Consider the following 24,049-nt stretch of genomic DNA (forward strand, 5'->3'; position numbering starts at 1 on the left):
TGCTATGCCATTTCAAATATTAATAAACGTTTTGCTCGCGATACTCTGGATGTTTTTACAAAATGAGTATACATTCGTAAGTTTTCTTTCCGGTTATTTCATTGGGATTTTAATTTTAATTGTTATACGACGTTTCTTAAAGTTTGATTTTTATTTAAAAAAAGTCTGGGCGATTATGAAATTAATTTATTTGTTTATGATTGAATTAATCAAAGCAAATATTGATGTTGTAAAAGTAGTGCTTAATCCGAAGCAAGATCATCAGCCTGGAATTGTTGCTGTCAGAACACGTTTAGAATCAGACTTTGAAATCTCTATCCTGGCAGCATTGATCACCTTGACTCCTGGAACGATTTCCATGGATTTCTCAGATGACAGCAAAACCATTTATGTACATTCAATCGATGTGCCAGATAAAGAAGTTATGATCAAGGATATCCAGGACTCTTTTGAAAAAGCAATCATGGAGGTGACGAAATAATGTTTGATACAATTTTGATTGTTGCATTGAGTGCACTTTCCGTCGCCCTCGTTTTATTGTTTATCCGTGTTATGATTGGTCCGTCTACACAGGATAGAATTTTGGCGTTGGATGCTATTGGTGTTCTGCTTGTCGGTTTTATCGGGATACTGATGATTTTACAAGACACATCCGTGTTCTCTGACATTGTTCTAGTACTTACTATTTTGGGTTTTGTCGGGACCTTGACCCTTTCAAAATTCCTGGAAAGAGGTGTTGTCATTGACCGCGATGATTGAAACAATTGTAACTGTCTTTGTTGTCATTGGTGTATTTTTTGCCGTAGTGAGCGCCATCGGTATACTCCGGCTAAAGGATGTCTACAGTCGTGCACATGCTTCCGGTAAAAGTGCGACGTTAGGTGTTATTTTTATTATGCTGGCTGTATTTATCCACTTTTTAACCCAGGGCGAAATGAACGCAAAAATATTATTAGCTATTCTGTTCTTATTCCTGACAGCTCCGGTAGCCAGTCTGATGGTTACAAGATCAGCTTACCGGAATGGAGTAAAACTCGATAAAAATACAATAACCGATGATTTAAAAGAAATGTACGATACAGATCAAAACCAATCAAATTAAATGAAATAAAAGCTCCGATTTCTCCTGTTAAAGAGAAATTGGAGCTTTTTATATAAATCGTTCCCTTATAAAAATCCCGAATTGGCCAGGAAAATAAAATTATTTTCTCCTTTTTAGCTTTTCCATTCTGTATGGACAGACACGTTTTTCTTCTTCCACACATAAGAATAGGCTATAGGCAATTACCTAGAAGGTTGAAAGATGCTTACTCTTGGAGGTGATGGGATTTGTCCATGATATTATCTGCACTTGGACTGTTTATTAAAGAAGCTTTATTTTTCGTCTCGTATGTCAAGAACCAGTCTTTCCCCCAGCCACTATCCCCTAAGGAAGAAGCAAAATACATCCAATTGATGCAGGAAGGAGATGAAGAAGCCAGAAACAAACTGATTGAACATAATCTCCGTCTCGTAGCCCATCTGGTTAAGAAATTTGAAAATACCGGAGAGGATATGGAAGATTTAATTTCTATCGGCACCATCGGCTTAATCAAAGGAGTCGAAAGCTTTTCTACAGGAAAAGGTACCAAACTGGCCACCTATGCCGCCCGCTGTGTGGAAAATGAAATACTGATGCATTTAAGAGCACTTAAGAAAGTCAAAAAAGACGTCTCCCTGCATGATCCGATTGGGCAAGATAAAGAAGGAAATGAAATCAGCTTAATTGATATATTAGAAGCTGAAAATGAAAATGTAATTGAGTATATCCAATTAAATATGGAAATTTCAAAGATTGAACAGTATTTTTCTATTTTAGACAGCCGCGAACGGGAAGTAATTGTGTATCGTTACGGATTAAATGATCAGGATGAAATGACTCAACGTGAAATTGCAAAGAAGTTAAACATCTCCAGAAGCTATGTTTCCCGGATTGAAAAAAGAGCGTTGATGAAGGTATTTCATGAGTATTACCGGAATGAGCATCCTTCCTTGTGATTGTATGATTAAAAAGAATCCAATTTATATTTAATGAAATATGTTGGCTGGTAAGTAAACAAAATGAAGTGAAGCCTTAAGCCTCTCTTGTTGATTAAGTTCAAAGAGAGGCTTATTCGTGTATCACGTATAATCCTAACCTGTCCCCCATATAAAGAACTGTTTTTGTGAGAAGTTGCATTAAATATATCAAAAAGAGAGAAGCTCCATTCAGCTCCTCTCTCCCATAGTCTCTATTCTTTTTCAATTTCCACATTCTTCGATGGAGAGAATGTAGAAATAGCGTGTTTAAAAATAAGCTGCTGCTTGCCGTCTGTTTCCAACAGCACCGTAAAGTTATCAAACGCTTTGACCGTCCCTCTTAATTGAAAGCCGTTGGTTAAAAAAACAGTGACAAAAACATGATTTTTTCGCAATTGATTTAAATATTGATCTTGAATATTAACGGATTGAGCCATAAAATAAGTTCCTCCTCTTTTCTATCTATACATCTTTATTCGATTTATGATTCTAAAAATCCTGCTAAATCATTTAAAATTAATTTCATTTGTTGTGCAGCTTCCTTCTCTGTCAGCTGATACCAATTTACATCCAGCTTATTCCGGAACCATGTGAGCTGTCTTTTCGCATATTTGCGTGAGTTTTGTTTAATCGCGTTGACAGCTTCTGCTTGTGATAAGCGGTTGTCTAGATAAGCTGCTATCTCCTTATAGCCGATCGCGTGCATCGACTGGCAGTCTTTATAGCCATTTGCAATAAGAAACTTGACTTCCTTCATTAATCCAGCTTCTATCATATTATCCACGCGGCGGTTAATCCGTTCATATAATACAGCCCGGTCCATATCTAATCCGATAATATATGGATCATAAGGGGATTCTGGCTGCTGCTCTTTCTGATACTCCGACATTGTCAGTCCGGTCAGCTCATAGACCTCTAAGGCGCGGACAAGACGCCTGTGATTATTCGGATGAACTTTTTTGGCCTGCTCCGGGTCAACCTGCTTCAGACGCTCATACAGGCTATCCGGACCTTCTGCTTCGATCTGCTGAAATAGCTTTTTCGTTAACTTCTCGTCGCGGCGCTGGTCGGAAAAATGGTAATCAAACAGTACAGATTGAATATACAGGCCGCTCCCGCCAACAATGATTGGAAGGTTGCCCCGTTCGTGGATTGCTTCAATATAATATTTCACGTGCTCCTGAAAATCGGCAACAGAAAATGGCTGATCCGGCTTAATAATATCAATCATATGATGAGGGATGCCTTCCGTTTCCTCCGGTGTTACCTTAGCTGTACCGATATCCATCCCCTTATATACCTGTGTGGAATCTCCGCTGATAATTTCCCCCCGGAACTTTTTTGCAGCAGCAATTCCTAATGCTGTCTTTCCGACTGCTGTTGGTCCTACGATAGAAACTACTTTTTTCTTCATTTATTTATTCCTCAACTTCATTATTTTTTTGCTTCCATTCTACATAATACGCTTAAACATCTTTTCTAATTCATAGGTAGAGAAATGAACAATAATCGGCCTTCCATGCGGGCATGTAAAAGGATCGGTGGTACTTCGTAAGTCTTCGAGCAGCTGGAACATTTCCTCGCTGGTTAAATAATGATTTGCTTTGATCGACCGTTTACAAGACATTAATATCGCTGCTTCTTCCCGTATTTTTTCTACATTCACTGTTGATTCCTGAATAAACTGCTCCACCATTTCCCGGATAATTTCTTCCTCCAGGCCAGCCGGAAACCAGGTTGGATGAGAACGTATAACATAGGTCTGGTGACCAAACGGTTCAAAAAATAATCCGGCTTTTTCTAGCGTATCCTTTGCTTCTTCAATAAAGATAGCCTCTTTTTTAGAAAAATCAAAGGTCAGCGGTATTAAAAGCTCCTGTGACTCATTGATTGGTTTGCCGAGCTTTTGCTTAAAAAATTCATATTTTACCCGCTCCTGTGCAGCATGCTGATCCACCATATACAGGCCATTTTCATTTTGTGCCATAATATAGGTTCCCTGCAGCTGCCCGATTGGATACATCATTGGGACCCGAGGCTGAACCTGCTCGGATGCTTTTTCTATCGGAGGAACGGGAGCGTCCATTATAAGCTCCTCAGAGACGTTTCCTTCTGGGGCAGGTGCTGATTCCTGTTCGCGCCTTTGAACTTCAATATGGGTGTTCTCTTCACGAAGAAAGGCGGGGTCTTCCTCCTGATACCGATTGTCTTCTCTGATAACAGCATCAGATGGTTTTTCCGCTTCTATTTTTTTCTCTTTCTCCTGAAATGGAGAAGCAGGCTCTGTTTCAAATTGAAACGTATGCTGTTCTGATTTTTGCTTCGGCTCCGGCTTTTTCGTTACTTCCGGGATAAGTGTCATTTTCCGAAAATGAGCCTGGATCATATCTTTGACTGCTGCATACAGCTCTTTTTCTTTACTGAACCGGACTTCCAGCTTGGCAGGGTGGACATTCACATCGACCAGAATCGAATTCATTTCAATAGAAAGAACAACAATTGGAGAACGGCCGATCGGCAGCAGCGTATGATATCCTTCAATAATTGCTTTATTCAGGGCAATGTTGCGGACAAATCGGCCATTAATAATCGTTGACATATAGTTTCTGGATGCTCTTGTCACCTCCGGCTTCGCAATATAGCCGGTAATCGTAAAATCCAGCGTCTTATGTTCAACTGGGGACATTTGCTTGGCCACACTCATTCCATACACTTGCGAAATGACCTGCAGCATGTCATCATTGCCTGAAGTTTTTAGGAGCCCTTTGCCATTATGCGTTGCTTCAAACCGAATTTCCGGATGCGCTAATGCCATCCGGTTCAAAACATCTGATATATGTCCCAGCTCAGTATGAAGGCTTTTCATATATTTCAACCGTGCCGGTGTATTATAGAATAAATCACTGACAACAATCTCCGTACCTTGGCGGGCATCGCTCTTGCCTCTTTTGACAACTTCTCCGCCTTCTAATTCAAGCGATACTCCGGCAACGTCTCCTTGGGAGGTCTGGATAGACAGTCTGCTGACAGAAGCTATACTTGCCAGTGCCTCTCCACGGAATCCAAGTGTGGTCACATGGAACAAATCGGTTTCTGTGCTTATTTTACTGGTCGCATGCGGCAAAAAAGCCTTCTCCACATCCTCTGCAGCAATACCAGCCCCATTATCGACAATGCGTATTTCCGATAATCCGGCTTCGTGTACATCGATGCGTATCCAGGTGGCACCTGCATCGATACTATTTTCAATGATTTCCTTAACTACCGAAGCAGGACGTTCTACCACCTCTCCTGCTGCGATTTTATTTGCCAGACTATCCGGCATTTGTTGAATTGGCATATTATCACCTTCCTCTAAATGCGTGTTACTTTAATTTCTTCTGCAGGCGATATAATTCATTCATAGCTTCTAAAGGGTTCATCTCTAATATATTTAAGCTTTTGAGCTCCTCTAAGGCTGCATTGTCTTTATTAGTTAACTTCGCTGGCTTATGTTCTTTACTGTTTTCCTCTGCAAAAAAGGATAATTGAGCTGATTCGGCCTCTTCTGGTTCAAGAGAAGGAGCTTCCTCTTTCTGCGCTTCTTTGGAATCATTATTTTCAAAGCTTTCCAGAATAACAGAAGCACGATTGATTAACTCATCCGGCAAATCGGCCAATTTAGCAACATGGATACCATAGCTCTGGTCTGCTGCTCCTTCTTTGATTTGATGAAGAAAAACAACATTTTCTTCATGCTCTTCCGCACGGACATGAATGTTTTTTAAATGCTCTAAGGAATCCTCCAGTGCTGTCAGCTCATGATAATGCGTGGAGAAAAGGGTTTTGGCGTGAATATGGTTATGAATATACTCTACAATCGCCTGAGCCAAGGCCATGCCATCGTACGTACTTGTTCCACGTCCTATTTCATCTAATAAAATCAGACTGTTGGCGGTAGCATTTTGGATCGCATGCCTGGCTTCCAGCATCTCTACCATAAAGGTACTCTGTCCAGAAACTAAATCATCCGCTGCACCGATCCGTGTAAAAATTTGATCAAAAACAGGCAAGATTCCTGATTCAGCCGGTATAAAGCAGCCAGTCTGTCCCATGATAGCGATTAATGCTACTTGACGCATATAGGTACTTTTACCAGACATATTCGGGCCGGTAATAAGCAGCATCTGGTTGTCAGCATCCAGCTGTACATCATTTGGTACAAAGGTTCCGGTCTTCATCACCTGCTCGACAACGGGGTGCCGTCCTCCCTCTACAGAGAAGACACCTTCCTGGAAAGCCGGACGTTTATAATTATTTTCTTCACTGATTGTCGCAAAGCCCTGCAATACATCTATTTCACTGATAATTTGCGCAAGCTGCTGAATTAACGGAATATCCTGCTTTATCTGCTCTCTGATTTTAATAAATAAATCATACTCCAGCTCTACGCTTTTTTCATCTGCTTCTAAGATAAGTGTTTCTTTTTCTTTCAGCTCCGGTGTGATAAAGCGTTCTGCATTGGTAAGCGTCTGCTTCCGTTCATAGCGGTCATCTTGTAATAAAGGCAGGTTAGGTCTCGTCACTTCAATATAATAGCCAAACACACGGTTATATCCTATTTTCAGCGACTTGATTCCAGTTACTTCCCGCTCTTTTTTCTCCAGGGATGCAATCCATTGTTTTCCGTTTTTAGACGCATCGCGGTATTTATCTAATTCTTCATGATAGCCTTCTTTTATCAAAGCCCCTTCTTTAATAGAAAGCGGCGGTTCTTCGACTAAGCTGTTTTCCAGCACTTCAACAATAGTATCAGGATAAATCAGGGCATCTGCCAGCTCGCTCACTTCAGGAACATGAAGCGCATTGAGCGTCTCTTTTATCGCCGGAATATTTTGCAGGGATTGCTTTAATTGGATTAAGTCTCTTGCATTGACATTCCCAAATGCAATTCTTCCGGATAAGCGCTCTAAGTCATATACCGACTTTAAGCTTTCCCGCAGGTTTTCCCGTTCCATAAAAGCATTCAGAAAGGTCTCGACGACTTCTAACCGCTGATTTATTTTAACTTGATTTAACAGCGGCCGCTCCAGCCATTTTTTCAGCATTCTTGCGCCCATTGCGGTTACCGTTTTGTCCAAAACCCATAATAAGCTGCCGTGCTTTGATTTTTTCATAATCGACTCTGTCAGCTCTAAATTGCGTTTGGAATACATATCCAGGCTCATATATTGCTTGAGCTCAATCACTTCTGCCGGCTGCAGATGATCTAAGGAACGCTTCTGTGTGTTCTGGATATAATTCAATAATCTGCTGAAGGCCTCCATCAGACGTTCATCATTTAAATTCTCACTCAGCTCACGAAATTCCGCATTAAAATTCACTTCATCCTGATAGGATAATGTAACCTGCAGCCGCTCCTTGAGCTGCGCTTGCAATTCTTCCGGCAAAGAAGAGGAAATCACGATTTCCTTTACCGGCTGATGATAAAATTCATGAATCACACTGTCCCAGCCATCCTGCATTAAAGCCAGGCGGCTCTCTCCAGTTGATAAGTCATTATACGCAATGACAAAGGAACCATCTCCAAAATGAGACAGGCTGCCGATATAATTGTTTTCACCTTCCACAAGCATATTACTTTCCATCACCGTACCCGGGGTGATCATTTGGACAACCTCCCGTTTGACCACGCCCTTCGCTGTCTTCGGATCCTCAACTTGCTCACAGATGGCTACCTTGTACCCTTTATCGATTAATACCTTGATATAATTTTCTGCAGAATGATAAGGAACACCGCACATCGGAATCGGATCATTGCCCCCGGCCCGCTTCGTTAAGGTAATTTCTAATTCCTGCGCAGCCTTTGTAGCATCCTCATAAAATAACTCATAAAAATCTCCAAGCCGATAAAATAAAAAAGCATCCTTATATTGCGACTTAATGTCTATGTATTGCTGCATCATTGGTGTTAATTTTGTCATGAAATAGTTCCTCCAGCTTGCTAAATTATCTATTTTTTTCACGTATCTTTAAATGGAATCGAACTCCATTATAGCATAATCTCCCCGATTCTTGTCCTATCCTGTTCTTAGAAAAACGAAACATTCACTAAAAAAGAAAGGAATGCTTCGTTTTTATCATTTCCTTAGGGTGTAAAAGAAAACGAGAGTATGGCTACCCTCGTTTCATGTTAATCTTTGTGTTTGTGATGGATAAAGTCCGGTCTGATATCCTCTGCCTCATCATCAGTCATTTCATAGTCCCACATAAAATCATCTTCTTCGTCATCGCTCTTCCAGTTAGGTTTTACTTTTACACAGATTTTGGTTTCGCCAATAATTTGAACGACAAATTCACGTTCAATATCGACGGTAATACTGCCGCCCTTATCTGAAATCATGCACTCTAAACAATTAGGCTGCTGAAGTACCTTTGCGATAATATCGTATTCATCATTGATACAATTATCGTCCTTAACAGATAACGGAACTACATCTGTGTATTCCACCCTTTCTGTGATAACCTCTGTTTTCGTATTATCATTGTAAGAATACCATACATTAATATCATAACTGCCACTGATAATGACAGTATCCTCAGACTTCTTCTTCGCGTGGTATAAATGATTGATCACCCAGCACCCAAGAATACTTGTCGGACGATGGCTTGGAGTTATTGTATGGGTATCTTTTGTGAATTTTCTGCCTTTACCACATACTGCTTTCGTAATGATTTCTCTATATTCTTTATCAAGAAAAGTCATGATATATTTTACCTCCTCTTTTTTCATAGTCATTTTATGCACGGCAAATACCTAAAGTGCATAACTATTGCCAAGAAAAAAGAAAAGCAGGCGCGAAGGAGAGCTTGAAAGGTTTTTATTTTGAAAAAATGGGCTATCATCGGATGCCCAAAAATTGCTTATTGACAACTTGAAACACGCTGCGAGGTAACAAAAAGCCGGACAGCTCACTGCCCGGCTTCGTCTGTTTATTTATTTTATTAAACAATCCTCAGTTTAGTGCGCACAGCTGGAACTATTCTGTGTTTGGGAGCCGGTTTCGCCTTTAAGCACATCGCCGCCTGTTGATTCAATAATATCATTTGTAACCGTACGGGAGATTGTTTTGGAAACCAGCTGTAAAACATCATTGACCACGATTTGTGTCTCTTTAAATTCCTGAACTACCGGAATTTCATCAATTTCATTTTGCAATCTGTCAATTTCCTGCTCGATACGCTGTAAAGCTTCCTTCTTATCATATGCTTGAAAATTAACTGCCTGTTTTTGCAGCGTCTTAATTTTCTTAATCAAGCTTTGGACTTTTTTATTTTCATTTAATTTAGCTTCTACTTGCTTAAAACGCTCGATTTCTTCTGTGTTCGATAGCATTGCCGCTAACTTTCTGGCTTCATCAAGTACTTCTTTACGTTCATACATCGCCATCTTATTCCACCTCAACTCTATTTTCTACCATAATACCATTCAATGACCAGGTTTTCGTTTCTGTAATTTCTACTTCTACAATTTGGCCAATCGCGGATTTTGGTCCTTTAAAGTTTACTAATTTATTTCTTTCTGTATAGCCGGCAAGAACATCTGGATCTTTCTTGCTTTCCCCTTCGACAAGCACCTTGACAACTTCACCCTGATAAGATTTCATGGAAGCTGCTGATTGTTTATTAACAAGTTCATTTAAACGATATAAGCGCTGTTTTTTTACTTCTTCAGGTACATCATCCTTTTTCCTTGCAGCCGGTGTCCCTTCACGAGGTGAATAAATAAATGTATAAGCTGCTTCAAAGCCTACTTCTTCCACTAATGTCATTGTTTCTTCAAACTGCTCTTCTGTTTCGTTCGGGAAGCCTACAATGATGTCTGTAGTCAATGTGGCATGTGGCATGGCTTCACGGATTTTTCTAACTAACTCTAAATAATCTTCCCGTGTATATTTCCGATTCATTTTCTTCAGTATTTCACTGCTTCCGGATTGAACCGGCAAATGAATATGATCCAGAAGATTCCCGCCCTGAGCCAGCACTTCAATCAGACGGTCATCAAAGTCACGCGGATGGGAAGTTGTAAAGCGGACACGCGGAATATCAATCTTATGAATATCATCCATTAAATCGCCCAAACCGTATTCGATATCTTCAAAGTCCTTTCCATATGCATTCACATTTTGTCCAAGAAGAGTGACTTCCTTATAGCCCTGTGCGACGAGGTGGCGGACTTCCTGAATAATATCCTTTGGACGGCGGCTGCGCTCTTTCCCGCGGGTCATAGGGACAATACAGTACGTACAGAACTTGTCACAGCCATACATGATATTTACCCATGCTTTGGTCTTTCCTTTACGTACTTTCGGCAGATTCTCAATTATATCGCCTTCTTTAGACCACACTTCAACAATCATTTCTTTTCCGAATAACGCTTCTTTAACAAGGTGCGGCAGACGGTGGATATTATGGGTCCCAAATATTAGATCGATATGCTGGTGTTTTTTCAAAATCCGGTTAACTACGGATTCTTCTTGTGACATACAGCCGCAGACACCGATAATAAGATCCGGGTTTTCTAATTTTAATGGTTTTAAATGGCCAATTTCACCGAATACTTTATTTTCCGCATTTTCACGAATGGCACACGTGTTAAGCAATATAATATCGGCCTCTTCTGTTACATTGGTGGATTCATAGCCCATTTCAGACAAAATACCGGCCATCACCTCTGTATCATGCTCATTCATTTGGCAGCCATAGGTGCGGATCAGAAATTTTTTGCCCTCGCCAATTCGCTGCATATCCTCCGGGATGGAGAAATCATAATGAAATTGAATATCCTCCTTGCGACGCTTTCTTGCTTTCTTTATATCTGGAGATTGCGGCTCATACTCCATTTGAAAATATTTAGCAATGAACTCTTCGCTGGATGTATTTTTAATTCGTTCTATATTAGCTTCTTCGTTACGAATCTGGGCCTGTTGTTTTCGCTGTTCTTCGTTCATCAGGTTGATCCCCTTTCTTTCATCGATTCATATGTATTGATGCACTAACTTACAGTATAAAGCCTACATAATAATTGTACAATACTCAACGCCTGAAACATATAAAAAATCTCTTTTTTCACGTAGGAAAAAAGAGATTTTTCTGCTTCATAAAGGAATAAGTCCTAAATCACCCGTTAATTTGAGAAGGGCATGCCCCTATCCAATCCGGGCTGCCTGTTTTTCTTTTGGAACGACAACCCTTTGAAATATTCATTACCTCGGCTCAATAATTAACTTAATCGCTGTCCGTTCCTCATTATCAATTAGTATATCTGTAAATGCCGGTATACAGATTAAATCGACTCCGCTTGGTGCTACAAAACCGCGAGCTATAGCAACTGCTTTGACGGATTGGTTCAGCGCTCCCGCACCGATTGCCTGAATTTCAGCCGTACCTCGTTCCCTAAGTACATTTGCCAAAGCCCCTGCCACTGAGTTTGGATTTGATTTTGCTGAAACTTTTAAAACTTCCATCACTAGTACCTCCTCATGTGCTATTTATACTTTTATTGCTACTATTTCTTCTGGAGATGTATACCTTGTTCGACTGCATCACGGGCAAATACTATGCAAAGAAAGGATGATCATCATTAATAAGGATCCGTTCAATCTTTGCTGCTTTCCCCGTCGAATCGTCCGTACTAATGAATACTCCATTTAGTTGTGTTCTTCCCTTTTTTTCAATTTCAAAACGTACTGGAAGGGAAGTTTGGAATCTTTTAATAACAGATTCTTTCTCCACACCTAATATCGCATCATACGGTCCTGTCATCCCCACATCAGATATATATGCAGTACCTCTGGGCAATATTCTTTCGTCTGCAGTTTGCGTATGCGTATGCGTCCCGACAACGGCCGTTACTCTTCCGTCCAGATACCAGCCGATTGCTTGTTTCTCACTTGTTGCTTCACCATGAAAGTCTACAAAAATCGTATTGGTTCTTTTCTTCGCTTCCTCTACTAATTGATCTGCTTTATCAAAGGGATCATCAATTGGCGGAAGGAAGGTTCTTCCCTGTAAATTAATCACAGCAACTTCTTTTCCGTTAATGTTTGTATAGGCAATTCCTTTCCCCGGATTATTCTCTGGAAAATTCGCTGGACGAATCAGCGCAGGAGCCTGATCGATAAACTCAAAAATTTCTTTTTTATCCCACGTATGATTTCCCATTGTAATTACTTGTGCTCCAGCTTGTAAAAATTGCTTGTAAATCTTTTCCGTAATACCCTTTCCTGCAGCAGCATTTTCTCCATTAATAATAGTTACACTTGGCTTATATTTTTCTTTTAATTTAGGCAAATACTCTGCGACCATATCTCTTCCTGGAGAACCTACCACATCACCAATAAATAAAATTTTCATTTTTTCTACCTCTCTTCTTTCCATATAAACGATATCATTATGTTATCTCAGCCGCTATGAAAGACAACAGGCCAAGCATTCACTGTACTCGTTTGTATCTTTCCCTGATTTGTTTTGTGACATAACGCTTTTTTTGCTATTCTAAGTCAATAAAAAAACAAAGGCGACATCTGCCGCCCTTGCTTTATTTTGCGTATTCAACTGCTCTTGTTTCCCGAATAACCGTAATCTTAATATGTCCAGGGTAGTCGAGCTCCCCTTCAATACGTTTTCTGATATCACGTGCAATTCTCGCTGATTCCATGTCATCAATATCATCAGGACGAACCATGATACGAATTTCACGACCGGCTTGGATGGCAAATGACTTCTCTACGCCTTCAAACGACTCAGATATCTCTTCTAATTTTTCTAAACGCTTGATATAATTCTCAAGGGTTTCGCTTCGAGCTCCCGGTCTGGCGGCAGAAAGTGCATCTGCAGCTGCAACTAATACAGCTATAACAGAGGTTGCCTCCTCATCTCCATGGTGGGAAGCAATTGAATTAATAACCACTTCTGGTTCTTTGTATTTCATTGCTAATTCTTTACCAATTTCAACATGACTGCCTTCTACTTCATGATCAATCGCTTTTCCGATATCATGCAGCAGACCAGCTCTTTTAGCAAGATTTATATCTTCTCCTAATTCCGCTGCCAGCAGTCCTGACAAGTAAGCAACTTCCATTGAGTGCTTCAAGACATTTTGACCGTAGCTTGTACGATATTTTAAACGACCTAGAATCTTCACAAGATCCGGATGTAATCCGTGGATACCAACTTCAAATGTTGTCTCCTCGCCCACTTCACGTATATATTCGTCAACATCACGTCTCGATTTTTCAACCATTTCCTCAATACGCGCAGGGTGGATTCTGCCATCTTGTACAAGTCTTTCTAACGCCATTCGTGCGATTTCACGCCGTATTGGGTCAAAACCGGATAGAATAACCGCTTCAGGTGTATCATCAATAATTAAATCAATTCCTGTCAATGTTTCTAAGGTACGGATATTTCGGCCTTCCCGTCCAATAATACGGCCTTTCATCTCATCATTCGGCAAATTCACAACAGAAACCGTAGTTTCAGCAACGTGGTCAGCTGCGCATCTTTGCAGTGCAAGCGATAAGATATTTTTTGCTTTCTTATCAGCTTCCTCATTCGCACGATTTTCAGCTTCTTTAATCATGACTGCTGATTCATGCTGTACTTCTTTTTCGATGCGCTCTAAAATAACTTGTCTCGCCTGCTCGGTTGTATATCCTGAAATGCGCTCAAGCTCAGCTTGCTGCTCGTCTTTCATAGCTTCCACTTTGCTTTTCATTTCTTCCATTTGTTGTTGTTGTTCCACAAGAGTTTGTTCTTTCTGTTCGAGCAGAACCTCACGTTTGTCTAATGTTTCACCTTTTCTGTCCAGATTTTCTTCTTTTTGCATCAGACGATTTTCTTGCTTCTGAGCTTCCATACGACGCTCACGAATCTCATCTTCGGCTTGGCTCCGAAGCTGATGATTCTCATCTTTTGCTTCTAGAAGCGCCTCTTTCTTAGCAGTATCTGCATTTCTGCGTGCTTCTTCCATAATTTGTTTCGCTAAGGTTTCCGCACTAGAAATTTTAGCTTCTGCAATAGATTTACGTACCAGATAACCAACAACAAATACGACGACTAGAGCAAGCAAAATGGAGATGATAATAATCACAGTGTTCATAACTTCACCTCCTATTGCCTATAAAATTGTAAATTGCGTATTTGTCGGCATATCACATTTTCAAATGCATAAAATAAAGGTAATTTCATAATACAAATTATAAAATTATACACTATTAATATTAATTCTCACAAGCTTGAATGTCAAGGAACTCCCGATATAAATTATAATATATTGGAAATCTTGATAAATCATCTGCGTACATACTGAATATGTATTTTAGAAGATACTAAAAAACCATAGCACTGACTATGGTTTTTTAGTTTATATTAAAGGTCCAGACTTTCTTGCTCTTCTTTTGATTTTTCTTCACTTTGTTCCGGCTCTTTGTCCAGTTCATAGTGATCACGGATGGTCTTGCTGATTTCTTCAAATACTTCTTCATTTTCTTTCAGGTATTGTTTTGCATTTTCTCTGCCCTGACCTAACCGTTCTCCATTATAAGAATACCAGGCACCGCTTTTTTGTACTATATCAAGGTCTGAACCAATATCCAGAACTTCCCCTTCTTTTGAAATGCCCTTGCCATACATAATATCTACTTCTGCCTGCTTAAATGGAGGCGCTACTTTGTTTTTTACAACCTTAATACGGGCTTTATTCCCTACAGCGTCATTGCCGATTTTAAGGGTTTCAGCACGGCGCACTTCCAGTCTCACAGAGGAATAGAATTTTAACGCACGGCCGCCGGGAGTTGTTTCCGGATTCCCGAACATCACGCCTACTTTTTCACGAATCTGATTGATGAAGATAGCTGTTGTTTTCGATTTATTGATTGCTCCTGAAAGCTTACGGAGTGCCTGTGACATTAACCGGGCCTGCAAGCCGACATGAGAATCTCCCATTTCCCCTTCAATCTCTGCCTTCGGTACAAGTGCTGCTACAGAATCGACGACAACAATATCTACTGCGCCGCTTCGTACAAGTGCTTCAGCAATTTCTAAAGCCTGTTCCCCTGTATCTGGCTGTGATAATAAAAGCTCATCAATATTCACACCAAGCGCTCTTGCATAAACAGGATCAAGTGCATGCTCTGCATCAATAAAAGCAGCCTGCCCGCCCTGTTTTTGCGCCTCTGCAATAGCATGGAGCGCTACTGTTGTTTTACCGGAAGATTCCGGACCATATATTTCTACTACTCTTCCTTTTGGATATCCACCAATTCCAAGGGATACATCCAAAGCCAGCGATCCGCTTGGAATCGTAGCAATCTTCGGTATTTCATTCTCTCCCATTTTCATAATGGAACCTTTACCAAATTGCTTCTCTATTTGTCTTAAAGCCATATCTAAAGCTTGTTGTTTATCACTCACCGAAAATTCCTCCTTTATCTATCTGTATCCATCATACAATGATTTCATCAATTTAACAAGCAAAAAGACGAATAAATGTTCTTATATTTTCAAGACAGAATTTGCCTTAAAATTTAAAATCACTTGTAAAAACGTATTAAAAAAGGAAATCTCTAAGTCAGGTAAGGGTTAATTATTAAAACTTCCTTTTTTAAACTTTTATTTCAAATATTGATATAATAATTCAAACCCTTTTAAAGCAGCTCTTTCACGAATATTATTACGGTTGCCTGATAAAAGAATAGAACTTGATTCCACTATTTTCCCCTCATCGTAAATGGCAATATAAACTTGTCCGACCGGCTTTTCTTCCTGCGTTTCCGGACCAGCGACTCCGGTGAAGGAAATAGCGGTAGGTGTATTTAATTTCGTGGCAGCCTGCTCTGCCATTGCTTCGGCACATTCCTTGCTTACGACCCCATATTCCGAAATCCATTCCGGCGTCAAGCCCAATAAAGCTTCTTTTGCTGCTGTCTGATACGTTACCAGACTGCCGGCAAAGACATTCGATGCTCCAGCCGCCGATACAAGATTGCTAGAGAATAATCCGCCTGTTAAACTTTCTGCGGCAGCTAATGTTTTTCCTTTTTCTGCCAACAGCTCCATTACTTTATTCTCAATCGTCTGCTCATCCTCACCAAAGCAGTATGCTCCAATACGCGCTAAAATTTCTTGTTTTTTATCTGCAACCAGTTTTTGTGCCTCAGCCTTCGATGCAGCACTCGCAGTAACCCGGATAACCACTCCTTGGTCTTGTGCCAGCGGAGCAATCGTCGGATTTGTCTGTTCATGAATCATATCTGTTAATTCATGCTCCAGATTGGATTCGCCGATGCCGATAAATTTCAACACAGTAGATTGAATAACCTGCTGTTTACCCGTTAAGTTTTCCAGAAATGGAAATAGCTCTTCTGAAGAAATTTGCTTCATTTCCCGAGGAACGCCCGGCAGAAAGAACCAATGCGTATCCTGATAGTCGATATACATTCCCGGAGCCATCCCTGCATTATTTTTTAATACAGTGGCACCTTTGAAAACACGGGCCTGCTTCCGATTATTCGGTGTCATCGTGCGGTTTCGCTCTTTATAATAGCTTTCTATCTTTTCCATTGTTGTTTTATCTTCTATAATTTCAAGGCCTGTTAATTGTTCAAAGCCTTCCCGTGTCAGGTCATCTTCCGTCGGTCCCAGCCCGCCAGTAACAATTACAATATCTGAACGTGACTGCGCCAGACGAAATGCCTGTTCAACACGATCTAAATTATCTCCCACCACAGTATGGTTATAAACATTTATTCCATACGTAGCCAGCTGCTCCGACAGCCACTGTGCATTTGTATTCGCTATTTGTCCAAGCAATAACTCTGTCCCTACTGCAACGATTTCTGCTTGATAATTTTTTGTCATTTCGAATCCCTCATTATACTCCAGTTTTTAACAAAGTAGTCCACCCCTGAAATGATGGTGAATACTAAGGATAGATATAACATAATTGTACCAAATGGAAAATTCATATAAGAAAATGGAAAGTTATGCAATAACAAAGCAGCAATTGCAATCATTTGTGTTGCTGTTTTTAATTTGCCCATGCTGCCGGCAGCCATTACGGTTCCCTCGCCTGCTGCAACGAGTCTTAATCCCGTAACAGCAAACTCTCTGCTGATAATAATAATAACTACCCAAGCCGGAGCCAGTTCAATTTCTATTAACAAAATGAGAGCCGCCGAAACAAGAAGTTTATCCGCTAAAGGATCCATAAACTTCCCTAAATTAGTAACTAAGTTATACTTCCTTGCATAGTAGCCATCCACCCAATCTGTGCAGGCTGCAATGATAAAAATCAAGGCCGCCGCAAAGTGGGCAACAGGCAATTCTGCATTTCCAATATCCCAGCTTCCCCATGGAAACGGAACACTCATCAATATAATAAAAAGAGGTATCATTAAAATACGAGAAAAAGTTAACTTATTTGGTAAATTCATTTTACACCCTCCATCAAAAACTTGCTGCGCAGCTTTCCTATACTTTGTTGTTTAACATGTTAGCTGCGTTGACATCCTTCTTAAAGACCAATACCAGAATTATTAGCCCTATCGAAGGATGCATTTATTTTATAATTTCCCAATGGGCAAGAAGTAAACCCTCCTATATAAAAGGAGGGTTTACTTTTACTCCAATCATTCATTGTTCATCTGTAAATTGATGCGCTGATGGATAGCAGAAGTCGGATACTCGATATCTGTTCCATCGATAGAAATCGTCACTGCTGATGAATTACCTATGTTCAACGAAATCGATTCTTCATCAGCTAAATCAATTTCTACAGGAGATGCTTCTGCATCAAAATTCCCGCTAAATAAAGATTCATCATCTGTTCCGGTTATTTCCAGCCAGCTGTTCTGTTCATCATCTGCAGATTCCAAAATTAATGTAGCTTCTTCACCAGCACCAGTGACTTCAAGTTCAGAAGTTGGAGAATTACCTGTTCCTTCTTCAACGACCTCTACGGAGACTTCTTCATTTTCTTCTGTCTCCTCCTCTTCTGCCGATTCATCTTCCGTTCCACCTTCACTGTCATCTGCATTATCATCCGCAGCGCCATTACCGTCTCCCTCACCGGAATCATCAATAATCATGCCGCCATCGTTGCTGTTTTCTTCCTCAACTGGTTCCCCGTCACTCGGAGAAGAGCTCTGACGGATGAAAAAGATAGCTACCGCGATAATAGCGATAATCAATAAAACCACAGTTACCGTTGGAATAATAGACGAGGAACGTGATTCTTTATCTGATCTGCTTTCTTTTCTCGTTCGCTGTATCCTGCTGTATTGTACATTCTCTTCTTCTGTAGCAGGAAGCTCCTCTTTATGATCGGTCATGATTTCATCCGGATTAATTCCTACTGCTGTCGCATATTCTTTAATAAATGCACGTGTGTAGAACTTTCCCGGAAGAATATCAAAGTTGCCTTCTTCAATGGCAACCAAGTATCTTTTTTGAATTTTTGTTTTTTCCTGCAGGCTGTCCAAAGAAATATCCTTCGCCAGCCGTGCCTCTTTCAGCTTTTCACCAACATCCATTTAAAACACCTTCCACCTTTTTAATTAAACTAAGAGAGTATAACTTATTCCGTAAATTTAATCTCAAGCTAGAGATATAACTGTCTAGCTCCGAGCGCCAAACTTTAGAGATTTCACGTCACGCCCTACGACAAAGAAGACTTAGTGATTGGCAAGCCGGCAGGCGCAGACAGAGCGATAGTCGCACTTATGCCCCGCGGGTGAAAGTCATCATCGGTTCGTCACCTCACCGTGATTCCTTTATCTCAGTTGTGCCGCTCCAATCTCTACGTTTTTAAACGGGCGCTCTACGCTTTTCTTTTTAAAACATCGAGAATCCGTCTTGTCGCAAATCCTCATTTTCTACTGTCTCATAAGTGATTTCTTGATCTTCATGTGTTCTCAGCTCAATAATGTAATCAAAATCTTGCATGCTGTATTCTGTAGATTGAACGAATATATCTGGATGCTCAATTACTTTAACCGTCGGCAGCTGCATAATCTCTCTGATAAGCTGCCAATGCTCTTCTTCGTTCATTTTTCTTTTAGAGACAATGCCGTCAATAATGTAGATATTGTCCGAATCATATTCTCCTTCAATTAAATTTTTGCGTACTGTTTGTTTAATCATGGTGCTGGATACAAACAACCACCTTTTGTTTGCACTGACGCTTGCTGCAACGACGGACTCCGTTTTTCCTACTCTGGGCATCCCTCTTATCCCAATAAGCTTATGCCCTTCCACTTTAAATAATTCAGCCATAAAATCAACTAAAAGTCCAAGCTCATTTCGCACAAAACGGATTGTTTTACGGTCTTCATTATCGTGATGAATAAATTTTCCGTGCCGGACGGTAATTTTATCCCGCAGTTTAGGCTTACGAAGCTTATGTACTTTTATTGCATCCATTGTTTCTAAAATATATTTAAGTCTTGTTATATTTTCATCATATTTAGACAGGATAAGCATGGCTCTCCGGGAATTTTCAACCCCATTGATCATAATAATATTTATCGAAAGCATTCCAAGCAGAGAGGAGATTTCACCTAATAATCCCGGACGATTTTTTAAATTTTCATATTCTAGATACCACTGTGTTCTATCCATTGTAAGCTCCTTTTAGAAGTAGTTTTTTCTGGTCAGGCAACTTATTATGTCATACTATGTACTATCATATCGAAAAATAGATGAACCTTCTATTATAATATACCATTTTTTCTATATTTCCTAAACTACTAATCCCTTTTTCTCCATTCATTTTTTGCACTTTGAGAAAATATAATGAATTCAAGGAAAAAAGTATAAGCATCATGGTTTTATAACTATCTGTATCAAAATTAATAAAATTCACTAACCTGACAACATTGGTAATCGTAGTCCCATCCCTGACGTAGAAAATCCTACGCCTTTACAGGTTTGGCTTACTCCGTTTTCTTTAACGTTTTTTCAAAATAAAAAAATGAATGATGTTTTTTTACTGCATCGAAATACTTTTTGGCACAAATGAAATCCATTTCTCAAAGGATACACAAAAAGAAGCTATATAGATAATCCTATACAGCTCCTCTTCTTATTATTCATCATTTTAATCATGCTTTTGGACAAGTTTAATCATCGCGCTGGCAAGAGCTTGCTGCTCTTCTTCAGAAGCTGTGCTCCACAGCTCCTTCAATACCTCTTCTTCCGGTGTTTTTGCATCTACACTTTCTGCGAGGTAATCACCGACTTCAGCTGCTAAATTTGTTAACGTATCATGGTTGATACCATTTTCCTCAGCTTGCTGCAAACGTCCTTTTAAAAAGCCTTTCCATGAATCAAAGTTATCTAATACTGACATTTGGCCATGCCTCCTCAAACGTATTCTTGTGCAAATGAAGGATTCCTCCATCTGCCTGCTGGTTACTCTGCTGCCAAAGATAAAGCCTTTCAGCCTAAAGCATTACTATAACCCCGCCTGATACGGGCTTTTAAACAGCATGCTCTGTAACTCGCCTTAAGCATCTTTAGTATTTGAGGAAATGAGGAATTTATACATGTCCATTTGTTCTTATAATCCGCCATTAATGCGGATAATTTCTCCCTGGATATAACTGGATTCCTCACTGAGTAAATAACTGATTGCATTAGCAACCTCTTCCGGTCGTCCGGCACGATTAGCAGGGATCTCGTCAATAAAAGCATGTGTCTCTTCCGCAGATAGGTTATGGTTCATTTTCGTATCAATAAAACCGGGACTTACTGCGTTTACACGAACATTTGATAACGCCACTTCTTTCGCCAAAGCTTTTACAAATATATTTTGAGCGCCTTTTACGCTGGAGTAAACCACTTCGTTGCTTGCCCCATGGTCTCCCCACATACTTGTCACAAATAAAATAGCGCCCCGTTTCTGGCGAATCATATCCGGTAAAAAATGGTGGGTAATCAGCCACGGTGATTTCACATGAACCTGTAGTAAATCATCCATTTCTTTCGGCTTCATATCCTGAAACAGCCCATAATGAGCATGACCGCCGGCGAAAACAATCCCATCCACCGCAAAGGATATTTCTTCGATAAACGCATTCACCTCTGCTTCATTTGCTAAATTTGCCTGATAAGCAGCTAAAACAGCATGTTGTTTATCGACTTCCATCAATGCTTCTACTGAGGCCTGATTGGAATGATAATGCAGGATAAGGTGATATCCATCACTCATCAGTTTTTTGGCAGCAGCAGAACCGATATCTCCGCTTGCTCCGATTAAGAGGATATTCCCCTTCATTTTTCCACCGTCTGCTTTTGAATCGTACAGGTTGCCAGACGGTCTTCTTCAATCCATGTATTTAAAAAGTCATTGATATCCTGGACAGTCAGTTTTTGGATGAATGGCACGATATCAAGTAAATTCACGTCTTTAAACGATAATGTAGCAAATTGATTAGCAATAAACTCCAACGAATTCATCGCACGGAGCAGCTGCCCCATTTTTTTCTTTTTCATACGTTCAAAAGCAGCTTCACTAATTTCCATCTCTCTGGTTGATAATAGCATTTCTTGGACCCGTGCAGAGAATACGTCAGGCCGGTTCGTATTGGATCCGATGGAAACATAACCAAAGGAGGTTTGCAGATTACTTTCAAAAAAGAAGCTGTTATCAATGATATCTTCCTCATATAGTTTTTGATAAAATTCCCCGCCGGTTGAAAAGAAATAATCGAGCACCATATCTGTTAATAAATCACGTTTTAAATAATCCTCTCCCTGCAGCTGCTGGTTAGGCTCTTTGATACCGACAGCGCATTTCGGGATAGACACCGGCATATTAATTTGTAAATTCTTTTCTTTCACGTAATCAGGCTCTTCCGGAAATTCCCGCTGAATCTCCTCTAACTTGTCAAATGATTTTTTCTCCTGATTCTCTAAAATCAATTGCATCATCTGCTCTGGATCAAAATTCCCCGTGACAAATAAAATCATATTTTCTGGATGATAAAATGTATGATAACAGGTATACAAATCATCCTTTGTAATCGTGTAAATAGAATCTACCGTCCCGGCAATATCAATATTGACAGGATGGTTATGGAATAATGCTTTATTCGTTCCCATAAACAGGCGCCAATCAGGCTGGTCATCGTACATATTGATTTCCTGGGCGATAATCCCCTTTTCCTTTTCTACCGATTGCTCTGAGAAATACGGATCCTGTACAAAATCAATCAATGTTAAAACATTTTTCTCAATATTGCTCGTTGCAGAAAATAAATAAGCTGTCTCGGTAAAAGAGGTAAATGCATTTGGAGAAGCCGCCTGCTTGGTAAAGTCTGTAAAAACGTCGCGATCTTCTTTTTCAAACAATTTATGCTCTAAGAAATGAGCGATTCCATCCGGTACAGTGATTGCTTCCGTCTGACCTATAGGAACAAAGCTTTGGTCGATCGAGCCGTAATTTGTCATAAAAACACCATATGTCTTTGTCAGCTCCGGCTTTGGCAACAGACAAACCTGCAGTCCGTTATCCAGTTTTTTTTCATATAGGGTTTCGTCAACTGTTTCAAAATACCGCTTATTCATGACCCGCCCCTCCTTCGCTTGTTAATAAGTAAACCATAGCTTCCTGCACTTGATTCGCTACTTCAATAACCTGCTCTTTGGTTACCTGCCGAATGCCCTCAAAAAGCTCATCCACCGGCATTTCTTTATGTCCCACCTCTTGCTGATACATAAATTCAACCATGCCCTGCGCATGGTCTAAGGTTTCTTTTAATTGATTAATAATAAGCAATTTCGTTTCTTCTAATTCTTCTTCTGTAAAATCACCATTCTGCATTGCTTCCTTCTGTTCACGGATAATCGCAAGTGCTTTCTCATAGTCCTCCGGCGCTATCCCGCTCATCACAAATAATAACCCTTTATGACTCTCTACGCGAGAGACAGCATAATAAGCCAGGCTGTTTTTCTCTCTTACATTGATAAATAATTTAGAGCTTGGAAAACCGCCAAACATACCGTTAAAAACCTGCAACGCCGGATATTTTTCATCCCGGTAAAGAATATTCGTCCGATAACCGATATTTAATTTTGCCTGCTGAATCTGATCTTCTTCAATGAGCTCTTTCTCATCAGTTGACCGCTTTGAAGCTTCCTGGTTAAAAGGCGTGCTTTCCTTTTTCTTGAGCGTTCGTTTAAATTGACCGGTTAAGAGCTGCAGCATTTGATCCGCTTCAAAGTCACCGCTCACATAAATATCCATCACTTCTTCGTCGCGGATAGTTTCATAATACGTAAACAGTTCTTGATTAGAAAGGGAAGAAAGATCCTTTTCATAACCTTGCGCATGAATACTATACGGCTCTCCGTCACACATTTCATCTACTAAGCGAATGTTCGCATAACTTGCCTTATCGTCTTTGATGGAATGTATATTTTGACGAAGAATCCCTTTTTCCCTGTCAAATACCTGCGGAGAGAATCCCTGTCCTTCCTGATTCGGTTTATAAACAATTTCATGCAGCAATTGAATCGCCCGTTCAATCAGAGAACTGCTGTCTGGAAGGAATTTTTCATTCGGCACTTCCAAATAGAACGTTATAATGTGGTTTTCTCCTTTTTTAGCACCGCCAATAGATAATACTGCGCCGTACAATTCAGCTAGCTCTTCCTGCAATTCTTTACGCGTTGGAAAAGAGGCCGTACCTTGTTTCAAGATATAGGGAAGCAGTGCCCGTTTCGTGATAGTTTTCCTTTCCAATGGGGCACGGAACTTAACTGCAAAAGTAATTGTTTTATGCTTTTTATTGGGAAGCATATGAAAGTTTATATCATTTTCCACCTGTTTGATTTCCTTCACGCTCATAGTTATCCTCCATTCTTTACGATCTATTTCTATTTTACGCTTTTCTCTCCTTTATAAACCATTATATCGAAAGAAAGCCTGAAATATTTGCTTTATATA

The 24,049-nt window shown here is 40.1% G+C and carries 23 protein-coding genes; 4 read left to right on the forward strand and 19 right to left on the reverse strand.

The genetic code is table 11. The features are described from left to right. Nucleotides 1-4: 4 nt before the first annotated feature. The 4 genes from ACW0TQ_RS07605 to sigK all read left to right on the forward strand — a co-directional run bounded on the left by ACW0TQ_RS07605 (nt 5) and on the right by sigK (nt 2,037). A complete protein-coding gene (locus ACW0TQ_RS07605; RefSeq protein WP_193064668.1) occupies nt 5-481 on the forward strand; it encodes a Na+/H+ antiporter subunit E in 477 nt (158 codons plus the stop codon). After that, nucleotides 481-759, forward strand: coding sequence for a Na(+)/H(+) antiporter subunit F1 (locus ACW0TQ_RS07610; RefSeq protein ID WP_042534890.1), 279 nt, complete (start codon nt 481-483; stop codon nt 757-759). Before ACW0TQ_RS07605 ends, ACW0TQ_RS07610 begins: the two co-directional genes overlap by 1 nt. After that, entirely contained in the window at nt 752-1,102 is a 351-nt protein-coding gene (mnhG, locus tag ACW0TQ_RS07615) for a monovalent cation/H(+) antiporter subunit G (RefSeq protein ID WP_319022568.1), read from the forward strand. The genes ACW0TQ_RS07610 and mnhG overlap by 8 nt, the downstream gene beginning before the upstream one ends. A gap of 227 nt (nt 1,103-1,329) precedes the next feature. Next, entirely contained in the window at nt 1,330-2,037 is a 708-nt protein-coding gene (gene sigK / locus ACW0TQ_RS07620; RefSeq protein ID WP_042534895.1) for an RNA polymerase sporulation sigma factor SigK, read from the forward strand. Nucleotides 2,038-2,270: 233 nt separating this feature from the next. Here the strand turns inward: sigK and hfq are convergent, their stop codons facing one another. The 19 genes from hfq to yfmF all read right to left on the reverse strand — a co-directional run bounded on the left by hfq (nt 2,271) and on the right by yfmF (nt 23,950). Further along, complete coding sequence (hfq, locus tag ACW0TQ_RS07625; RefSeq protein ID WP_042534897.1) at nt 2,271-2,495, reverse strand: RNA chaperone Hfq; 225 nt, start codon at nt 2,493-2,495, stop codon at nt 2,271-2,273. A gap of 44 nt (nt 2,496-2,539) precedes the next feature. Then, nucleotides 2,540-3,472 (reverse strand): tRNA (adenosine(37)-N6)-dimethylallyltransferase MiaA, encoded by a 933-nt coding sequence (gene miaA / locus ACW0TQ_RS07630; protein WP_455725464.1) that lies wholly within the window; start codon nt 3,470-3,472, stop codon nt 2,540-2,542. 39 nt (nt 3,473-3,511) lie between these two features. Further along, nucleotides 3,512-5,398 (reverse strand): DNA mismatch repair endonuclease MutL, encoded by a 1,887-nt coding sequence (gene mutL, locus ACW0TQ_RS07635; RefSeq protein ID WP_455725465.1) that lies wholly within the window; start codon nt 5,396-5,398, stop codon nt 3,512-3,514. 25 nt (nt 5,399-5,423) lie between these two features. Then, a complete protein-coding gene (mutS, locus tag ACW0TQ_RS07640; protein ID WP_289584577.1) occupies nt 5,424-8,021 on the reverse strand; it encodes a DNA mismatch repair protein MutS in 2,598 nt (865 codons plus the stop codon). Nucleotides 8,022-8,230: 209 nt separating this feature from the next. After that, nucleotides 8,231-8,803, reverse strand: a complete 573-nt coding sequence (locus ACW0TQ_RS07645) for an outer spore coat protein CotE (RefSeq protein ID WP_042534905.1) — start codon at nt 8,801-8,803, stop codon at nt 8,231-8,233. A gap of 255 nt (nt 8,804-9,058) precedes the next feature. Continuing rightward, nucleotides 9,059-9,487, reverse strand: coding sequence for a YlbF/YmcA family competence regulator (locus tag ACW0TQ_RS07650; protein ID WP_042534907.1), 429 nt, complete (start codon nt 9,485-9,487; stop codon nt 9,059-9,061). A 1-nt stretch (nt 9,488) separates the two neighbouring features. After that, nucleotides 9,489-11,048, reverse strand: a complete 1,560-nt coding sequence (miaB, locus tag ACW0TQ_RS07655; RefSeq protein WP_042534909.1) for a tRNA (N6-isopentenyl adenosine(37)-C2)-methylthiotransferase MiaB — start codon at nt 11,046-11,048, stop codon at nt 9,489-9,491. A gap of 255 nt (nt 11,049-11,303) precedes the next feature. Beyond that, nucleotides 11,304-11,564 (reverse strand): stage V sporulation protein S, encoded by a 261-nt coding sequence (locus ACW0TQ_RS07660; protein WP_042534912.1) that lies wholly within the window; start codon nt 11,562-11,564, stop codon nt 11,304-11,306. 91 nt (nt 11,565-11,655) lie between these two features. Beyond that, nucleotides 11,656-12,453 carry a TIGR00282 family metallophosphoesterase gene (locus tag ACW0TQ_RS07665; RefSeq protein ID WP_042534914.1) on the reverse strand — a complete coding sequence of 266 codons (798 nt, stop codon included), beginning with the start codon at nt 12,451-12,453 and terminating at the stop codon, nt 11,656-11,658. Nucleotides 12,454-12,637: 184 nt separating this feature from the next. After that, nucleotides 12,638-14,200, reverse strand: coding sequence for a ribonuclease Y (rny, locus tag ACW0TQ_RS07670; protein WP_042534917.1), 1,563 nt, complete (start codon nt 14,198-14,200; stop codon nt 12,638-12,640). A gap of 269 nt (nt 14,201-14,469) precedes the next feature. Beyond that, a complete protein-coding gene (gene recA / locus ACW0TQ_RS07675) occupies nt 14,470-15,513 on the reverse strand; it encodes a recombinase RecA (RefSeq protein WP_042534919.1) in 1,044 nt (347 codons plus the stop codon). Nucleotides 15,514-15,711: 198 nt separating this feature from the next. Continuing rightward, entirely contained in the window at nt 15,712-16,959 is a 1,248-nt protein-coding gene (locus ACW0TQ_RS07680; protein ID WP_042534921.1) for a competence/damage-inducible protein A, read from the reverse strand. Continuing rightward, nucleotides 16,956-17,534 (reverse strand): CDP-diacylglycerol--glycerol-3-phosphate 3-phosphatidyltransferase, encoded by a 579-nt coding sequence (pgsA, locus tag ACW0TQ_RS07685; protein ID WP_042534923.1) that lies wholly within the window; start codon nt 17,532-17,534, stop codon nt 16,956-16,958. The genes ACW0TQ_RS07680 and pgsA overlap by 4 nt, the downstream gene beginning before the upstream one ends. Nucleotides 17,535-17,729: 195 nt before the next feature. Then, nucleotides 17,730-18,632 carry a helix-turn-helix domain-containing protein gene (locus tag ACW0TQ_RS07690; protein WP_042534925.1) on the reverse strand — a complete coding sequence of 301 codons (903 nt, stop codon included), beginning with the start codon at nt 18,630-18,632 and terminating at the stop codon, nt 17,730-17,732. 301 nt (nt 18,633-18,933) lie between these two features. Next, nucleotides 18,934-19,719, reverse strand: a complete 786-nt coding sequence (locus ACW0TQ_RS07695) for a DUF3388 domain-containing protein (RefSeq protein ID WP_193064664.1) — start codon at nt 19,717-19,719, stop codon at nt 18,934-18,936. A 478-nt stretch (nt 19,720-20,197) separates the two neighbouring features. Next, nucleotides 20,198-20,449 (reverse strand): DUF3243 domain-containing protein, encoded by a 252-nt coding sequence (locus ACW0TQ_RS07700; RefSeq protein ID WP_042534929.1) that lies wholly within the window; start codon nt 20,447-20,449, stop codon nt 20,198-20,200. A 210-nt stretch (nt 20,450-20,659) separates the two neighbouring features. Further along, complete coding sequence (gene ymfI, locus ACW0TQ_RS07705) at nt 20,660-21,376, reverse strand: elongation factor P 5-aminopentanone reductase (protein ID WP_042534931.1); 717 nt, start codon at nt 21,374-21,376, stop codon at nt 20,660-20,662. Further along, nucleotides 21,373-22,668 carry an EF-P 5-aminopentanol modification-associated protein YfmH gene (gene yfmH, locus ACW0TQ_RS07710; protein ID WP_455725466.1) on the reverse strand — a complete coding sequence of 432 codons (1,296 nt, stop codon included), beginning with the start codon at nt 22,666-22,668 and terminating at the stop codon, nt 21,373-21,375. The genes ymfI and yfmH overlap by 4 nt, the downstream gene beginning before the upstream one ends. Then, nucleotides 22,661-23,950, reverse strand: coding sequence for an EF-P 5-aminopentanol modification-associated protein YfmF (yfmF, locus tag ACW0TQ_RS07715; RefSeq protein ID WP_332093763.1), 1,290 nt, complete (start codon nt 23,948-23,950; stop codon nt 22,661-22,663). The genes yfmH and yfmF overlap by 8 nt, the downstream gene beginning before the upstream one ends. Between the last annotated feature and the right edge of the window lie 99 nt (nt 23,951-24,049).

This window comes from Oceanobacillus sp. M60 (genome assembly GCF_053839645.1).

What these genes read in the sequence shown, in the direction of transcription:
- ACW0TQ_RS07605 (WP_193064668.1), top strand. Translation starts at nt 5, where the DNA reads ATGCCATTTCAAATATTAATAAACGTTTTGCTCGCGATACTCTGGATG.
- ACW0TQ_RS07610 (WP_042534890.1), top strand. Translation starts at nt 481, where the DNA reads ATGTTTGATACAATTTTGATTGTTGCATTGAGTGCACTTTCCGTCGCC.
- mnhG (WP_319022568.1), top strand. Translation starts at nt 752, where the DNA reads ATGATTGAAACAATTGTAACTGTCTTTGTTGTCATTGGTGTATTTTTT.
- hfq (WP_042534897.1), bottom strand. Translation starts at nt 2,495, where the DNA reads ATGGCTCAATCCGTTAATATTCAAGATCAATATTTAAATCAATTGCGA.
- miaA (WP_455725464.1), bottom strand. Translation starts at nt 3,472, where the DNA reads ATGAAGAAAAAAGTAGTTTCTATCGTAGGACCAACAGCAGTCGGAAAG.
- mutL (WP_455725465.1), bottom strand. Translation starts at nt 5,398, where the DNA reads ATGCCAATTCAACAAATGCCGGATAGTCTGGCAAATAAAATCGCAGCA.
- mutS (WP_289584577.1), bottom strand. Translation starts at nt 8,021, where the DNA reads ATGACAAAATTAACACCAATGATGCAGCAATACATAGACATTAAGTCG.
- ACW0TQ_RS07645 (WP_042534905.1), bottom strand. Translation starts at nt 8,803, where the DNA reads ATGACTTTTCTTGATAAAGAATATAGAGAAATCATTACGAAAGCAGTA.
- ACW0TQ_RS07650 (WP_042534907.1), bottom strand. Translation starts at nt 9,487, where the DNA reads ATGGCGATGTATGAACGTAAAGAAGTACTTGATGAAGCCAGAAAGTTA.
- miaB (WP_042534909.1), bottom strand. Translation starts at nt 11,048, where the DNA reads ATGAACGAAGAACAGCGAAAACAACAGGCCCAGATTCGTAACGAAGAA.
- ACW0TQ_RS07660 (WP_042534912.1), bottom strand. Translation starts at nt 11,564, where the DNA reads ATGGAAGTTTTAAAAGTTTCAGCAAAATCAAATCCAAACTCAGTGGCA.
- ACW0TQ_RS07665 (WP_042534914.1), bottom strand. Translation starts at nt 12,453, where the DNA reads ATGAAAATTTTATTTATTGGTGATGTGGTAGGTTCTCCAGGAAGAGAT.
- rny (WP_042534917.1), bottom strand. Translation starts at nt 14,200, where the DNA reads ATGAACACTGTGATTATTATCATCTCCATTTTGCTTGCTCTAGTCGTC.
- ACW0TQ_RS07680 (WP_042534921.1), bottom strand. Translation starts at nt 16,959, where the DNA reads ATGACAAAAAATTATCAAGCAGAAATCGTTGCAGTAGGGACAGAGTTA.
- pgsA (WP_042534923.1), bottom strand. Translation starts at nt 17,534, where the DNA reads ATGAATTTACCAAATAAGTTAACTTTTTCTCGTATTTTAATGATACCT.
- ACW0TQ_RS07690 (WP_042534925.1), bottom strand. Translation starts at nt 18,632, where the DNA reads ATGGATGTTGGTGAAAAGCTGAAAGAGGCACGGCTGGCGAAGGATATT.
- ACW0TQ_RS07695 (WP_193064664.1), bottom strand. Translation starts at nt 19,719, where the DNA reads ATGGATAGAACACAGTGGTATCTAGAATATGAAAATTTAAAAAATCGT.
- ACW0TQ_RS07700 (WP_042534929.1), bottom strand. Translation starts at nt 20,449, where the DNA reads ATGTCAGTATTAGATAACTTTGATTCATGGAAAGGCTTTTTAAAAGGA.
- ymfI (WP_042534931.1), bottom strand. Translation starts at nt 21,376, where the DNA reads ATGAAGGGGAATATCCTCTTAATCGGAGCAAGCGGAGATATCGGTTCT.
- yfmH (WP_455725466.1), bottom strand. Translation starts at nt 22,668, where the DNA reads ATGAATAAGCGGTATTTTGAAACAGTTGACGAAACCCTATATGAAAAA.
- yfmF (WP_332093763.1), bottom strand. Translation starts at nt 23,950, where the DNA reads ATGAGCGTGAAGGAAATCAAACAGGTGGAAAATGATATAAACTTTCAT.